13 protein-coding genes are annotated in these 14,502 nt (G+C 57.3%); 7 read left to right on the top strand and 6 right to left on the bottom strand.

Annotation, left to right across the window (positions count from 1 at the left end; all coding sequences use genetic code 11):
* Window positions 1-142: 142 nt before the first annotated feature.
* On the bottom strand, window positions 143-1,180 hold the full coding sequence (locus ACTQ05_RS01815; protein ID WP_441062996.1) for a hypothetical protein: 1,038 nt from the start codon (window positions 1,178-1,180) through the stop codon (window positions 143-145).
* Window positions 1,181-1,499: 319 nt separating this feature from the next.
* On the opposite strand from ACTQ05_RS01815, the gene ACTQ05_RS01820 reads away from it, so the two are divergent.
* The 6 genes from ACTQ05_RS01820 (at window position 1,500) to ACTQ05_RS01845 (ending at window position 8,341) form a co-directional block, all read left to right on the top strand.
* The gene (locus ACTQ05_RS01820) at window positions 1,500-1,664 is read left to right on the top strand and encodes a hypothetical protein (protein ID WP_193221508.1); all 165 of its coding nucleotides are present in this window, start codon (window positions 1,500-1,502) and stop codon (window positions 1,662-1,664) included.
* Complete coding sequence (locus ACTQ05_RS01825; protein WP_441062995.1) at window positions 1,664-3,808, top strand: site-specific DNA-methyltransferase; 2,145 nt, start codon at window positions 1,664-1,666, stop codon at window positions 3,806-3,808. Before ACTQ05_RS01820 ends, ACTQ05_RS01825 begins: the two co-directional genes overlap by 1 nt.
* 2 nt (window positions 3,809-3,810) lie before the next feature.
* Window positions 3,811-6,696, top strand: a complete 2,886-nt coding sequence (locus tag ACTQ05_RS01830; RefSeq protein WP_441062994.1) for a DEAD/DEAH box helicase — start codon at window positions 3,811-3,813, stop codon at window positions 6,694-6,696.
* A 46-nt stretch (window positions 6,697-6,742) separates the two neighbouring features.
* Complete coding sequence (locus ACTQ05_RS01835) at window positions 6,743-7,018, top strand: hypothetical protein (protein ID WP_441062993.1); 276 nt, start codon at window positions 6,743-6,745, stop codon at window positions 7,016-7,018.
* A 416-nt stretch (window positions 7,019-7,434) separates the two neighbouring features.
* Window positions 7,435-7,734 (top strand): DUF2958 domain-containing protein, encoded by a 300-nt coding sequence (locus ACTQ05_RS01840; protein ID WP_441062992.1) that lies wholly within the window; start codon window positions 7,435-7,437, stop codon window positions 7,732-7,734.
* A gap of 4 nt (window positions 7,735-7,738) precedes the next feature.
* Window positions 7,739-8,341, top strand: coding sequence for a hypothetical protein (locus tag ACTQ05_RS01845; protein WP_441062991.1), 603 nt, complete (start codon window positions 7,739-7,741; stop codon window positions 8,339-8,341).
* Between the two features lie 442 nt (window positions 8,342-8,783).
* On the opposite strand, the gene ACTQ05_RS01850 is transcribed toward ACTQ05_RS01845, so the two are convergent.
* The 5 genes from ACTQ05_RS01850 to ACTQ05_RS01870 all read right to left on the bottom strand — a co-directional run bounded on the left by ACTQ05_RS01850 (window position 8,784) and on the right by ACTQ05_RS01870 (window position 13,435).
* The gene (locus tag ACTQ05_RS01850; protein WP_441537815.1) at window positions 8,784-9,719 is read right to left on the bottom strand and encodes a relaxase/mobilization nuclease domain-containing protein; all 936 of its coding nucleotides are present in this window, start codon (window positions 9,717-9,719) and stop codon (window positions 8,784-8,786) included.
* 26 nt (window positions 9,720-9,745) lie between these two features.
* The gene (locus tag ACTQ05_RS01855; protein ID WP_441537816.1) at window positions 9,746-11,650 is read right to left on the bottom strand and encodes a type IV secretory system conjugative DNA transfer family protein; all 1,905 of its coding nucleotides are present in this window, start codon (window positions 11,648-11,650) and stop codon (window positions 9,746-9,748) included.
* Between the two features lie 9 nt (window positions 11,651-11,659).
* Window positions 11,660-11,998, bottom strand: a complete 339-nt coding sequence (locus tag ACTQ05_RS01860) for a plasmid mobilization protein (RefSeq protein ID WP_441537817.1) — start codon at window positions 11,996-11,998, stop codon at window positions 11,660-11,662.
* A gap of 325 nt (window positions 11,999-12,323) precedes the next feature.
* Window positions 12,324-13,190 (bottom strand): DnaB-like helicase C-terminal domain-containing protein, encoded by an 867-nt coding sequence (locus tag ACTQ05_RS01865; RefSeq protein ID WP_441537818.1) that lies wholly within the window; start codon window positions 13,188-13,190, stop codon window positions 12,324-12,326.
* Window positions 13,178-13,435, bottom strand: coding sequence for a hypothetical protein (locus tag ACTQ05_RS01870; protein WP_441537819.1), 258 nt, complete (start codon window positions 13,433-13,435; stop codon window positions 13,178-13,180). The genes ACTQ05_RS01865 and ACTQ05_RS01870 overlap by 13 nt, the downstream gene beginning before the upstream one ends.
* Before the next feature lie 310 nt (window positions 13,436-13,745).
* Here ACTQ05_RS01870 and ACTQ05_RS01875 point away from each other — a divergent pair, with 310 nt between their 5' ends.
* Window positions 13,746-14,483: a hypothetical protein gene (locus ACTQ05_RS01875; RefSeq protein ID WP_441537820.1), complete on the top strand. Its 738-nt coding sequence runs from the start codon at window positions 13,746-13,748 to the stop codon at window positions 14,481-14,483.
* The last annotated feature ends 19 nt before the right edge of the window (window positions 14,484-14,502 follow it).

A 14,502-nucleotide genomic window follows, 5' to 3' on the forward strand; every position in this document is an offset into this window, starting at 1 on the left:
CGCGTCTCTTTCCTCCTTCTCCGAGGAGTGAAAAAGGGGTGAAAATCTTTTTTAACCGTTTTCCATAAATAGCTAGCATCATCCAACGTTCACATTAGATCGAACAACAATCCTGTTGCACATAGCCAAATTCCGCTGAGTATCAGAGAAGAACGTCCGGATTATACGCATCCAGCTTCGCTTCTCCAGTCGCCAGTGACTCCTCCAGCCGGTCAGCATATTCAACAATAGAGCCGTAGAACATGGGAGTAAATCCGAACTTTTCGATAAAGAGGGGTTCCGCTACGCCAACCCTCCTCTTGGCAACCGCGGTCTCATCTTTTTCATAGTACCCAGTGCCAGGAATCCGCTCGCTTGCCTGCGGCAAGCACTTAAGCTGCCTACGCAAGCGTGCCGATCCCTTTGAAAGACCCGTATAGGTGATAACACCAGAGATTACGCCACCGACACCCACAACAACCTTGCCAGCGGCATCCCCCACCGTCTGCTTTGTTATCTTGATACCCATGAAGCTCAAGAGCTTCTTGAGGATCGGATACCAACTGGTCTTGGTTAGAGACTGGCGAGCGACCTTTTTCGCGACCGCCTCTTGGGCGTTTTTGGCGATTACGGTTAGCATCGAATTCGCGCTGCCTACACCCATCATCACACCGAGCAACACTGCCATTTCGTAGAGAGTCTCGTCATCAACGTCGTCACATTCTTCAAAAAAGGTCTGCCAGCCATACAGGTATGCCAGCTTCTGCATAATCCTGAATGCGTGCACGTAGTATTGCGTAATATCAGCAGGAATGGTGCCCGCCATCGCAACACCTCCGGGAAGACCTGCTGCAAAGGAAAGGGCAGTTGACTTCTTTGTCTCAAAATCAATTACTTCTCTAGCAATTCTATCGATCAGGCCCACATCGATTCCGGCAGTGACGGGAGTCGTTTCCACGGCAAACTCGACGACATCTTTATGGACACCCTTCCTCCTCAACTCCGAGCGGAGGAAATGAGGCCGATCAATTCTCACTCCCTTTAACCGAGCAACTTTTTTCATAAAGTCAATCAAAAATCTCTGGGCCTCTGCCAACTGCTCATCGCTCTTGTCTTTTAGCTCTGCAAAAGCCGAATCAACGGGAACGACGACCTCGAGACCCTCTCCCTCGTTTTTCTTTCCAAGCAGCTTGACGTCCATACAGCCTTCCAATCGAATCGTTCATCGGCAACCAAATGCACTGCCCACCGATACCGCACTCGCAACATGTTAAGCCAGCGACTAAAACCGAACGCGCTCCCGCCTCAATTGTCACTCTTCTCGAAATCAATAACCCATATGCCAGGTCATCTCAATTTCGGGTGGTAAATCGTGAAGCAACCTGACCTGCTCGAGTTGGCAGATCGTCAACACCGAGAAAATCCATTTGCCGATTCTTCGACGCCTATTCATACGTAATTACGTAATTACGTAATTACTTAATTACGTATAATTAAATCAATTTATGTTGGAGGTTGATATGGCTGAAGCTCAAGAAAATAATCCGGAGAGACTTGATAAGTTCACGCTCTCCATTACCCGTGAAGACAAAAAGGCCCTTAAGCAATACGCAGCCCAGCAGGAAAAAACCGTTGCAAAAGTCGTGCGCGAATGGATTGACGAGAAGTGCAAGGGGGATAAATAATGTCCCAAACCACACAAGCCGTCGTTCAGAGCCTCGTTGAACGGGCGGTCAAATTAGGCGACCGCCAGCTCGCTGCGGACATCCGTGCCTTTGCAGCCCAGCGCCAGTTCGGTCTGGTCTTTGAGCACAATCGCCCCGAACGTCTACGCCTCTACGGTAAGCCCGTTATGCGCGGTGACACCGTACAGATGTTACCCGCGCGCGGTGAAAAGGAGAATGCCGATTCACAGCTACTATGGCGCGTCACTTCGCTCGACGGTCAAACGGCTCAGCTAACGCCATATAAATCTGTTTCCTATGACGAAAACAACAACGAGGATTGCTCCGTAGCTGTTGAGGACATCGTTGCGGTAGCGGAATACGATCAGCCCATCTATACTGGCCTCAAGGAGACCGGGCGTATCGAGCGCGGCGGCGACAGACCTTATCAAGTAGTTATCAATGGCGAGAACTACCACGCTCTTGAAACCTTGGCCTTTGCCTATGCAGGCAAAGTGGACTGCATATATATTGACCCGCCCTATAACACTGGCGCCCGCGATTGGAAATACAACAACGATTACGTCGACGGCTCCGACGCCTATCGCCACTCCAAGTGGCTTGCCTTCATGGAACGCCGCCTCAAGCTCGCCAAACAGCTGCTCAACCCCAATGATTCGGTGCTCATCGTGACAATTGACGAGAAAGAGTATGCGCGTTTGGGGCTGTTGCTTGAGAGGATATATCCAGGCAGCCGCATACAAATGGTCTCTTCGGTAATTAACCCCGCTGGCGTTGCTCGCCAGGGGGAATTTGCGAGATCAGATGAGTATATCTATTTCGTCTATTTCGGAGAGGCCGGTCCCAAGAAGGTCCCCCTCGGCGACGACTGGTTAGGTGGGGTCAATAATTCTTGCAAAGGTAAATTGCACTGGAACTCTTTGATGAGGACAGGAACCAATAGTCTAAGGTCCGATAGGCCCAATCTGTTCTATCCCATATATGTAAAAGAAGATGGGGGCAAAATCGACCATATAGGGGCATCACTTTCTCGTGACGAATCGAGGGAGGATGTTCCATCTTGCCCAGGATGTAAGACAGTATGGCCAATAAGGACGAACGGGGCTGAAGGAAACTGGCAAATTTCCCAGGCAGCTCTTCGAGTTGCCTTAGAAAAGGGTTTTGTTAAGTTGGGTCGATTTACCGAACGGGGTATGGCGATTTCATACCTGAAGAGCGGAGAACAGAAAAAGGTAGAAAGCGGGCTATTTCCAATAATTGGCCGCCGTGCTGACGGTTCGGTTATTGTTGACGACAGCAACTATGAAGCGAATTACATTCCCAGTACGCAGTGGCGCATCGCATCGCACGATGCATCCAGAAATGGCTCCGGTATGCTGAGAAAAATGATTCCAAACCGCAGCTTCCCTTTCCCAAAGTCCCTCTATGCCGTCGAGGACGCTATTCGTTTCTTTATCGCCAGCAAGCCCAATGCGCTCGTGGTCGACTTCTTTTCTGGGTCGGGTACCACGGCACATGCCGTCATGCGCCTGAACCACCAAGACGGCGGGTGCAGGCGCTCCATCAGCATCACGAACAACGAGGTCTCCGAGGACGAGGCAAAAAAGCTCATCAAACATGGTTCGCGTCAAGGCGATCCCGATTGGGAGGCCCTGGGCATCTGCCAGTACATTACCAAGCCACGCGTCACGGCGGCCATCACGGGAAAGACGCCCGAGGGTGACCCCATCAAGGGCGACTACAAGTTCACCGACGAGTTTCCCATGGCCGACGGTTTCGAAGAAAACGCAGTTTTCTTCGATCTCACCTACGAAGACCCGGACGCCGTCGAGCTGGGCGTGGCCTTCGAGGAGATCGCGCCCCTGCTCTGGCTGCGCGCTGGTTCGCGTGGCAGCATCATCAAGCACGAGCAGCCGGGCTTTGCCATGGCCGACGCCTACGCCGTCCTCTTCGACTTTGCTTCGGTCGGCGCTTTCATAGACGCCGTCAAGCAGAATGCCAGCATAGGGTGCGCCTATGTGATCACGGACGACACGGCTCGATACGCCTCCGTCAAGGCACAACTGCCTGGGCTCGACGTCGTCCGCCTGTACGAGAACTACCTGCAATCGTTCAAGATTGCCGCCGAGGATGCGGTGAGGTAAACATGAGAGTCGAACTTAAGGATTTCCAAGCCGGTGCGGTCGCGACCCTGGCGAACAAGTTGCAGTCGATGCGCCGACGCTACGAGCAGGACGGCGAGCTGTCCTCGATATGCCTCGCATCTCCCACGGGGTCGGGCAAAACGGTCATGTGCGCAGCGACGATCGAAGCGCTCTTCTTCGGAGACGACGATCTGAGCCTCATGCCCGACGAGAATGCCGTCGTTCTTTGGCTCTCGGATTCCCCGAGCCTGAACGAGCAGACAAGCGTGCGTTTCTCAAACGTGGCGGACAAGCTGGCAGACAGCATCCTTGACAGGCGCCACCTGGTCACAATTACCAACGACTTCGGAGCCGCGCACGACATTCTCGAGCCGCGCCACGTCTATTTCCTCAGCAAGGACCTACTCAGTAAGAACGGCCTGCTCACCAAAGGTGGTGAGGCCAACTCCGGCCGCGTGTTCTGGGACATCCTTGACCGCACTATCAGGGACCCGGAGCGTAACCTCTATCTGTTCATAGACGAGGCCCACCGCGGCCTGGGGGCCAATGTCTCGAGCGAGCGCGGCACGGCGACGATCTACGCCAACCTCATTGATGGTCTAGACGGCCGTGCGGCAATGCCCATCGTCGTTGGGGTCTCTGCCACGCCGCAGAGGTTCGAGGCGGCTATGGACCAGCGCGCTGATCGCGTGCGTATGCCGAAGGTTGCTGTGACCCCTCGCGAGGTCCAGGAATCGGGCCTGCTTAAAGATATTATCGAGCTGCGCGTGCCCGAGAAGGACGATCCAGTCGAGCACCAATACCTTACTATGGCGTGCGAGCGCTATGCCCTGGCTTGCAACGAGTGGGGTGAGTACTGCGCCCGCGAGGGCGAGAGCTACATCAACCCCCTGCTGCTCATCCAGGCCGCTGACAATGTGAGTGGCTCGGCCTTGGTCGAGATGTGCGACCAGATCATGGGCTTAGTCCCCGGCCTTTCTGAGGCGATGTCGTTTGCCAATGTCTTCGGCGAGCACAAGGACATCGCGGCGGGAAAATACCTTATCCGCTATGTAGAGCCCGAGTTCGTTCAGGACACCTCGAGCATCCGCGTGCTTTTCGCCAAGGAGGCCGTCTCCAACGGATGGGACTGTCCGCGAGCGGAGGTCATCTTCTCGCAGCGCAGGCGTTCGGACTCGACCTATATCGCACAGCTCGTGGGGCGTATGGTACGCACCCCACTTGCGCGGCGCATCGAATCCGATGACCTTTTGAACTCCGTCGCCTGCTACCTGCCCCAGTTCAATCCCGAGAGCACTCAGGACGTGGTTGACTACCTCATGGGCCGCAAGGACGACATGGGCGAGAGCTCCATCGGCAAACAGAACATCGTTCTCAACCCCGTGACCATTACTGCTGCCGAACCAAAAACCAATGAGGAGTATCAGCAGGAGCTGAGGGCATACGAGGAGAACCGGAAGGCTGTCGAGGCTGCTCGTCAAGCGCAACCCGGCTACCAGTCATCGCTGGAGGGCTTTGCGACCCAAGAGCCCCTGGACATGCAGGGCGCCCAGCCATCGCTCGTTTCCGCCGTTCAAGGCTGTGGCAATCTGCCCCTTAATGAGAAGCCAGTTTCCCAAGCTGACACGGCTGGCGGCGATAGCCCCGCCGAGTCAGAGATTGCGCACTTCAATTCGGTCCAGCCAGCGCCTGTCGCGAAGCCTATCCCGATGTCAAAGCCTGAGCCGCCAAACAAGCGAGAGCAATCCTTCACGCATGACGAATGGGAGGGAATTCGCACCGCCTTCGACTCCATTCCCGTGCAGCGAATTCCGAAGAAGGCCAGAAACGAATTCCAGAGCTTGGTTAAGACGGCAACCCTGCTCGTCGAGACCGGTCTCGATGTCAACGCTGCAGCGGACGTGAATAGGCAGTTCACCCAGAAGCTCAAGGGCTATATCGTTGCCAACGAAGACGAATACCGCGAGGCACGCCATGAAGTCGAGGTTGCTGAGACCGTCAAGATTACGCTCGATAAGCTCAATGAGACCGAGGACCAGGAGCAGGAGGAGGCTCGTACGGACGCAGAAGGCCTCAGGAAGGCCGCTCGCGACGCCGACATACGCTTCACGAAGGAGTTCACGCAGGCATATCGCCGCGCCAACTTCAAGGAGCTTGGACGCCCTGAGTGCGACCTGAGGCTTGCCGCTGCGGTGCGCACGCAGCCCATCGTTAATGCGCTCGAGGACTGGGCGGCAAACTGCCGAAAGGCCTACTTTGACAAGGTCGACGGATCCGGTGATTATGACTACCTCAACGACGCCGCAAAGCTGCGTTATGACGAACTGGCTCGTGAAACCGAAGGCAAGCGCCTCACAAAGATAGAGTGGCCCACATCTACCAGCACGTCGGATAACTTCGCCAAGTATCCGCACCATATCATGCAGAAGGAGGACGGTCTCTGCCCACTCGACCTGAATCCGGTCGAAGACTTTATCGTTAAGAATGAGTTGGCGAAGAGCCGTACTGTCGCCTTTTATCGCAACCCGTCGGGTAGCATGTCGGCTAAGGCGTTTTCGATTCCGTACTCGTCATCGGTGGGGCGCATGGCCCTGCACCCAGACTTCCTCTTTTTCGTGAAGGACAGTGACGGAACGATCAGGCCGTCGATTATCGACCCGCACGGCGATTTCCTCGGTGATACGCTTGCCAAGCTCAGAGGTTACGTTGCCTACCTGCGCGAATATCCCGACGTGTTCAAGCGGGTTCAATTTGTGGGCGATATGGGCAACGGCGAGTATCGTGTTCTCAACCTGTTGCGCGAAGACGTCCAGAATGCCATAGAGAACTACAATAAAGTCGACTGCAAAGCCTTGTTCTATGGCCCCTTTGCAAACAACTATCACTAGATGCCGATAACCTGATCTTTTGTGTAGGACAGAATCGGAGCAGCCAATGGCAACCGTAATCGACGCAGAACCAATCCCCTGCTTGCCAGATTTAATTGACAAAATCGGCGGCCAGCAAGCATGGTTAACGCTCGATTCGGCGCCCGCCGGCGATGGAAAGTACCCATCCATCGCCGGCTACCGATTCGCCTGGCGTCCAATATTTGTCAAATGGTCCAATCCTGAAGACTCAGCCCGACTCGCCGTCGTAATCGATACGGGCAGCCTCGACATTCCCGTCGAACTATTGATCGGCGAGACCGCCACCTTTACGAACCGATAGCTCAGCTAACCTGAATAGCCCATGGACATCAACGGCACTCCTGGATAAGGGCGCCGTTTCCCTTTCACTAGATTCACGAACATAGATAAATGCCACATAGCGGCATGTCTAGAGCGTATTAACTCGATAGCAGGAAATAAAACGTAGAAACAGCTACAGTTCGGCATCCGCCGGGTTATGGCCACAGTTCCGCGACCCAGTGGCACCTCCGCTGCACGGCATCAAGGGGGCCCACGGAATCGCCCACAATTCTCCTCTTCGATACGAATGGCGGGGATTGCCGTGGACCTCCCTTGACCCCGCTCCGCTCCGGTGCGGCTTCTGCAGGAGCAGAAGCAAGCGCCGCCGACGCAGCGCTTCGCTTCTGCGCGCAGGGGCGAGAGTCTAGGGGCCACGTGCCCGGAACGGAGGAAGACATGCAGCAGCTTATGACCGAGGAAATCGCCAAGGCGGTACCGAGGCTCTACGAGCAGGACGGGGCGGAGGACCCCACGGTCTACGCCCACTACTTCTCGTGCGTGAGCGGATGGGACTGGTGGCTGCTCGAGTTCGACGGCACGGACGAGGCGTTCGGCCTCGTCGAGGGCTACGACGACGAGCTCGGCTACTTCAGCATCAAGGAGATGGCCGAGCTGAACCGCCAGATGGGGTTCGCCGCCGTCGAGCGCGACGAGCACTTCTCCCCGAAGCCGCTCAGCGCCGTCAGGAGGAGGTAGCCGCATGGTCACGGTCGAGTTCGACTCCATGGGCGAGGCGGTCCGCCTCGCCCTCGTGGCCGGGGAGTACGCGGGCGGCGGCCTGGCCGTCCTCCTCCTCGACGCCACGGACCCGCGCTCCGAGGGCTACATGGCCGAGTGGGGCGTGCTCACGGCGAGCGTGCCGGCGGCGGCAGAGTGGTGCCGCGGGCGCAGCAATATCGCTGTCGACGCCGCGGTCCCCGCGGCGCTCCTCGAGGCGCTCGAGGCCGCCGGCTTGCTCCGCATGGCCGCCCGCTCGGCGGCGTCCGGGATGGCCCGCTACCCGCTTGCCACGGTCGCCGGGCACGCCCTCGACGGCATGGGCGGCCTAACCGAGACCTTGGAGGAGGCCCTCGGCTCGACGGTCGTCGTCGAGTACGAGTCGGGAGGCGACGGCGGGGCGTTCGAGGTGGGGACCGCGCCGGCGGACTCGGTCGAGCTCGAGCGCCTCATCGCCGCCGCGAGGTCCGAGGCCGACGCGCTGGCAAACGCCGGCGGATGGGCTGCCGTCCGAATCGGTTTCGGGGATGCCGAGACCATCGACTGCGAGACGGGCCGGACGGTCTATATGGCCGGGATGGAATAGCACCGGGCCGCCACCCACACGGGCATGCCGGCGACGGCGCGCCCGTGCGGCGTTTCACGGGGATGTCTCGCGCCATCCCCGGACCCCTGCGCGCCAAAGGGATGAATCCCCTTGGAACCCCGGGCTGCCGCCGGCGAGCCGTGAACGGCGGGCCAATCACTCGGCTTCAACTCACAATCGCCCCGCCGTGTCACGCCCCGCCGGCTCTCGCTCCGGCTCCGTTCGATGGCTCCCATGGGTCGCCATCACTGCGCCTCCGCTCACCTGCCCCGTCGCACTCCAGCCGGTTCGGCCTACGCTTCTCGGGACATGCAAGATATGTATTCCGTGCAACGGAATATCTTGCCCAGCCGAAGCAGGGATGTGCGAACCGCTCCAAAGTCGCTCCCGCAGAACCGTGCAACAGCCTTGCCGGCTGTTGCACGGACCCCAGATATGAAAGTCAATCCCGGCTTCTTCCGTCATCCGCACCCTCGCGGGCGAGCTCCCAGGCGGCCCGCATGGCAAGGTCGATCCCCCTTGCCGTGAACCTCATGATCCGTCCGGTCGAGCGGTTGACGGCGTAGCCGAGCCTCGCGCCGTTGATCTTCCTCGTCTTGCCGAGGGACTCCGAGTGATAGCGGTATTGCAGCGCCCCCCGCTTGGAGCGGGCGATCTCAATCCCATCCGATTCCAACCGCCTTGCAAACTCTCCGAAACGGTCGGGGCAGCTCTTGAGCCTCCCGACCTCCTCCGCCCTCTGGGCGACAATCGCTCGGACCCTTGCGTTCTCGGACTTGTCGGATCGCCCCCTCTTTGCCATCTCGCGCTCCTCGTGACCAGGCTGGCGCGCGTGCACCTTCGAGTTCGAAAGGCCCCTTTCGAGTTGCTTCAGGCCATACTCCGCATCGAGGTCCCTTACTGTCCTCACGCGGGATTTCGCCGCCGCCCTCGCCGGCCCATCGTTCAGGCGCCGCCCCGTCTCGAGGTCCGTCCTATTGATGGCGAGATGAACGGCGAATCGGGCCGATCCATCCGACTTGCACCTTTCCTCATGCAGCACAATCACGATTTCCTGGTTGGGATAGCGTCTAGCGATATAGTCCCGTGCATACTCCATGCAACGCGAGGGCGTCATCGGCCCGCCGTTGCAGGAGCACTCATCCGGGTTGAAGCCGATTACCTGATGCTGCATGTACGTGCACCTTGCGCCCTGCTTCCCGGGCCGGTTGTGCCCGGCCGCCTCCCGGGTAGCGTCCATTTCCTCGAACCATCGGTCCTCATCGATGATGTGCTGGGTATCGTGGTCCAGGACTTTCTCCCTTTCCCAATCGAAATACCGCTTGAGGTTTTGGAGGTGCTCCCTGCTCATGACGCTCGTCTGCTTGATTGCGGTCATTTTCCAACTCCCTTCAAAAGCCGCTGTCAGTCGACGAAAAGGCCGGACCATCCATCGGCAACAGGCGGCTCCGCGGCGTCTTCCTCAAATTCGGGAGTCCAGAGATCGACGCCGTGCTCCCGGCCCGCTCGCCTTGACATCAGCCTGGCCTGGTATTCCATCCTCTTGGCCGTCTCGTGCTCGCGCGTCCCCAGATCGAAATGCTCTTTCGTCGGCGTCCGCGTGCAATCGCAGACAGGGGCCCGGAAGCACCCCGCATGTTCCCTGCCCACGCCGTTCTCCGCGGCCTTCACCACGATGACACCGTCCTTGTCGGGGGACATCTCCGTCCACTCCCAAGGATGGATCAGGTCGTCGGCGTGCTCGCTGTAGGATGTCGACCCCGTACCGCCCGAAGGCCCCCTGCTCGAGCTGGTTCCCATGGTGTGCCGCGTCGTCTTCCCGACTAGCTCGGTGAAATACTGGCGGTCCTCGGCCTCGCCCAGCTTCATGGCAACCTTGACACCGCAGTTCGCCAGGATCTTCTTCCGCCCGTCACGCTCGCCGTACTTGTTCAGCTGAGAGATGTTCTGGACCGCGCCCATCCAGAACAGGTCGTACGAGCGTCCAAGGCTGAGAAGGCTCGGCAGGCACTCGACCTTAGGCAGGTTCCCCCATTCGTCACCGAGAATGGACACCGGTCGCGGCAGCTTTCCGCCAGCTGCGTCCGCGATGGAATATACGGCGGCATAAAGCTGCTCGAACAGGACCGCCGCGATCGCGTTATAGGGGGAGCCCTCGTCCATCACATGGAGGAACAGCGCGGTCTTCTCGCTCAGGATTCTGCTCGGATCGATATCATCGCCCGAGATCATGCGCGCAATCGGTGCCGACGCATAGATCCTCAGGTTGACCTTGAGCGTGGAGACGATGCTCCTCAACTCGTTACCACCACTCGATATGAACTGCGAGGCACGCGAGCGGGCCGGATGCCTCTGCGGCAGGGAGCGGAACAGACCCTTCAGCGGCCCACACGGATCCTCGCCGGCTCCCTCCGTCCCCAGGCATATGATGTGGTAGACCGTCGCAATGTGCTTGCAGCCCCGCGGGCAGCTCTCGTCCAGCACGGTCAGAAGGATCGTCGCGGCGAGCAGCGACCGCGCGGATTCCGTCCAGTGGCTCGCCTTTGCATCGCTCTCCCCGGCGATGAGCGTACGGGCGACGGCATCCGCGGCCTGCTCCGCCCCCGACAGATCTCCCCCGCTCGCGAGTTTATCGACCAGCTCCAGGGGATTGAACGTGTCGCTCCTCTCGGGGTGCTGGGCATCCAGCAGAAGCACCCGGTACCCGCGGCGCTCCAGCTCGTCACCCGTCAACTCGATGAGCTCGCTCTTCACGTCGGACACAATGATGGTCTGCGGCCTCGATTTCCCGTCATCCGCCCCATACGTTAGCAGGTCGATTGTCGGAATCAGCAGCGATCTTGATTTTCCGGCACCCGTTGAGCCGTCGAGGAACATGTGCCGCCTCGGCTCGAACAGATACCTGGACCCGAACAGAGTCTTCTCAAAACCGTACACGAATCCCCTGTTTTTCGGCCGTCCTTGCCCATCCCAAGTCTCCGAGCCCCGGATGGTCTCCGTCCCCGTTTTCACCCGCGCCTCCCCGAGCACGCCTCCATCGGCGGCCCGCTCCTTCGAGGAAGCCGATAGCTGCATGAGCATGAATACCGACAGGAACAGGGCGAATGAGGCGAGGCAGCCCGGGATGCAGCGGGGTGCCACGTTGATCCACCACCAAATGATGCCATCCACGCTCAGAGTGAATCCAATCGAACTGAGATCGATTGGAAGTCCGAGGATCACGCAATCGAGAGGAATGGCGACAAGAGGCGCAAACCCCGCGGTAAGCAGCCCTGCGAAAACCAGCGCCATGACCAGCTTCTCCTTCACATGAACCACCTACTCTCTCGCACGGGCTAGCAGGTCGTTGACCCAGCCCACCGCGGTCGAAACGATCGAAGTCGCCCGATTGAGGTTGTTGAGGACTACCGGGTCGGGGCCGTAGGTATTGAGGGCACGGACCGCCTGGTTGAGGTTCGTCCCGATCTTCTTCAGCTCGGTCCTGATGCCGGCAAGTTCCCCCGTATCGGCGACCCTAACGGGCTTCTCGCCGCAGAGCAGGGCGGCGTCACGCATGAAGGTCGACGCCGGCATGTTCATGGTCGCCGCCTTCTTCTCGATAGCCCTACGCTGCACCTCAGTCATCCGCACGTTGATGTGCGCGTTCATGGAAGTCATAGCCATCCAATCTGGGCGGGGCCGACACAGCGGCCCCGCCCCCTTCATTTAGTTGACATTGCTTGAAGCATCTGACCGATGCGCCCAATTCTCGCCCGCGCCCATGCATCAAAGGGAACTCCCGGCAAGGTCCCGAGATATATATGGCAAGGCTGCCATTGCTCTTTATAGATATCGAGAGCATCGAGCAGTCGTTTCCGTTCCCAGATGAGCTCCGCAGCCGAGAGCGAAGGAAGATCCCTGTTCTCGGCACGCGCAAGCTCATCGGATGATAGGCATGGATTTGGCGCCCGGTACCCGCCGATGCAGTGTCCAGGCGTCATGATTAGCCGACCTCGATGAATGTTGCAGCCGGAGCATCAAACTCGAACTCGACAGAATCGCAGGAACCGTATCGGTTCTTCGTAATCGAGGCTACAATCGGACGCTTCTTGAGCTTCATATTCGCATTTCGCTCATCGGGCTTGTCGCCTTTTACAGACAGCGACATCACTATATCGGCGGAGTATTCGAACATATTACAGCCCCCGATTGCTTGCAAACCGGTGGTCTGCTTGTCGTAGTTGACTCGATTGATGGACGAAATTGCAAATAACGGGCAGTGGACCTCGTCCACAATGCGACGAAGTTCTGACGCAACGAGCTTAAGCCCGATACGCTCATCGACAATGCGCAGTTCTTGCGGCAGCGAGACGATTTGCGCGTAGTCAACAATGACCAGCGGAGGTTCACCAAATTTATCGGCAACTTCCTCGATATCTTTGCGCATGCCTGCATTTTTAATTTCCCCGGAAACGATAAACATACGTTCGGCAATACTGCCCGCATAGATATCAACAATCCTCGAGAATGTCTCGCGCTTCTCGGGAGACATATCGTCGCCATACATATCGCCATAAGTGAGCTCGCTGCCGGATAAGCGCGTCAAGCTTTTCGCCAACATGCTCGCTCGGCTAAGTTCACCTTCGAAAATCACGACCGGGTGCCCGCCAATGGCCCAGCTGTCGGCGATCTGGTGCATAAATGTCGTCTTCCCGGTGCCGGGGCCTCCGGGCACGATGCACAGGTACTGACGAACCCCGCCGAGAATTGTATCCAGTGTTCGATGCTCGATATGCCCAAGCGGTTTGTTTTTTAAAATGTCGAGAGCAATCTCATGGAGCCCGACACTCATCGGATCTACAGCTGGCATGGGTCGTTCGCCTCCAGCTCGCGGAGGTACGAGAAAAAACTTGATTCAAGAATAAAGATGCGACGATGGAGCGCAATTGCTCGTCCGCTCTCTTTCATCAGCCTCGAAGCGGTTACCGGACTCAAGCCGGTCAGCTGACACACTTCTGAAATGCCCAGGAGGCGTTCGTGCCCCAAATTGGGACCACAAGAAACCGCAGGTGAAGCCTGTACGGCAGCGTACGGTTCATCAGGTTCGACCTTCATGGTAGAATCCTTTCATGCTGGCTCGCCCCTCCCCCTTTGTCGCCAAACTCAGTTAGGGAAGGGCGGGCGGCTTTTTAAAATGTGACCGATAACTCAATACTCCTATCAAACGGGCTGGTCAGGCATTTACCTAACCTGTAGCTTATGCCATTCGTACAACAGTTTCAATCTTTATTTCTATTATGTATTTCTACATAACGAACCTTTCAATCTTTTTTCAGATTTTTATAAACATAGCCGTTCACCAGCGCTAATATTGTCTTAAACGATTGGAGGAACCATGCCGCGTCTCCCAGTATCTGGCATCAAAATGAAGAAGATCAAGCTCGGAACAACTGTTCAGGAGCAAACTGCCCGTGAAATTGAGAAGCTTAGGGAATCGAAGCCCGACTCAATAAGAACTCCCGGCGAAGCTGTCGACTTCGTTTTTAATCTCATTGCGGGACTTGACCCAGAAGTTGCGCGCGATTTGGACAGAACCTGCATCCGGCGCATCTCTTCGCTTTCCGACGAAATGGATCGTTTACGACCCGACGGTTCCGAAGAGCTGTCCGTCAACTCCAATCGCCTGAAACGAGATCAATTTGTCACGCTTCATGAATATCTATCTATGCAATACAAAGAAGATGAGGAAGTACTCATGGGTATGAAACGAGTCGACCTTATTGACGGCAGCTACGCCGTGTTCCCCTCATCATGGCTTCTTCTAGAATCTGAAGAAAACGCCGGCTACTGTACCCAGGTCGGCATCATCGAGATTCGCGGGGGCGTGAAATATGACGCTCCACATTTCGTGTTTTTCCATAACGGGGAATTCGACAAAAAGTACCTGCTAGAGCAGGCCGTCAAAGTATGGCCTCGAATGAAGGAAGTCATGCGTGACGAAGTGAAGCTCGTTGCGGATGATGATGGCAATTACCTAAACATGAACGAACATCTCGCTGCTCCAATTATCTGCTACTTCAATCTCATCGATACCTCCTACTATCAGTCAGCAGAAACAGAGCCGCCATATGGCGCAATGATTTACCGAAACAATGTCGATTAGAATAAGAGGCCCACAAGGG

The organism is Collinsella sp. LCP21S3_A9 (genome assembly GCF_052118785.1).
Lineage (GTDB): Bacteria > Actinomycetota > Coriobacteriia > Coriobacteriales > Coriobacteriaceae > Collinsella.

Coding starts and splice junctions, on each gene's coding strand:
- ACTQ05_RS01815 (WP_441062996.1), bottom strand. CDS start 1,180: ATGGACGTCAAGCTGCTTGGAAAGAAAAACGAGGGAGAGGGTCTCGAG.
- ACTQ05_RS01820 (WP_193221508.1), top strand. CDS start 1,500: ATGGCTGAAGCTCAAGAAAATAATCCGGAGAGACTTGATAAGTTCACG.
- ACTQ05_RS01825 (WP_441062995.1), top strand. CDS start 1,664: ATGTCCCAAACCACACAAGCCGTCGTTCAGAGCCTCGTTGAACGGGCG.
- ACTQ05_RS01830 (WP_441062994.1), top strand. CDS start 3,811: ATGAGAGTCGAACTTAAGGATTTCCAAGCCGGTGCGGTCGCGACCCTG.
- ACTQ05_RS01835 (WP_441062993.1), top strand. CDS start 6,743: ATGGCAACCGTAATCGACGCAGAACCAATCCCCTGCTTGCCAGATTTA.
- ACTQ05_RS01840 (WP_441062992.1), top strand. CDS start 7,435: ATGCAGCAGCTTATGACCGAGGAAATCGCCAAGGCGGTACCGAGGCTC.
- ACTQ05_RS01845 (WP_441062991.1), top strand. CDS start 7,739: ATGGTCACGGTCGAGTTCGACTCCATGGGCGAGGCGGTCCGCCTCGCC.
- ACTQ05_RS01850 (WP_441537815.1), bottom strand. CDS start 9,719: ATGACCGCAATCAAGCAGACGAGCGTCATGAGCAGGGAGCACCTCCAA.
- ACTQ05_RS01860 (WP_441537817.1), bottom strand. CDS start 11,998: ATGACTTCCATGAACGCGCACATCAACGTGCGGATGACTGAGGTGCAG.
- ACTQ05_RS01865 (WP_441537818.1), bottom strand. CDS start 13,190: ATGCCAGCTGTAGATCCGATGAGTGTCGGGCTCCATGAGATTGCTCTC.
- ACTQ05_RS01870 (WP_441537819.1), bottom strand. CDS start 13,435: ATGAAGGTCGAACCTGATGAACCGTACGCTGCCGTACAGGCTTCACCT.
- ACTQ05_RS01875 (WP_441537820.1), top strand. CDS start 13,746: ATGAAGAAGATCAAGCTCGGAACAACTGTTCAGGAGCAAACTGCCCGT.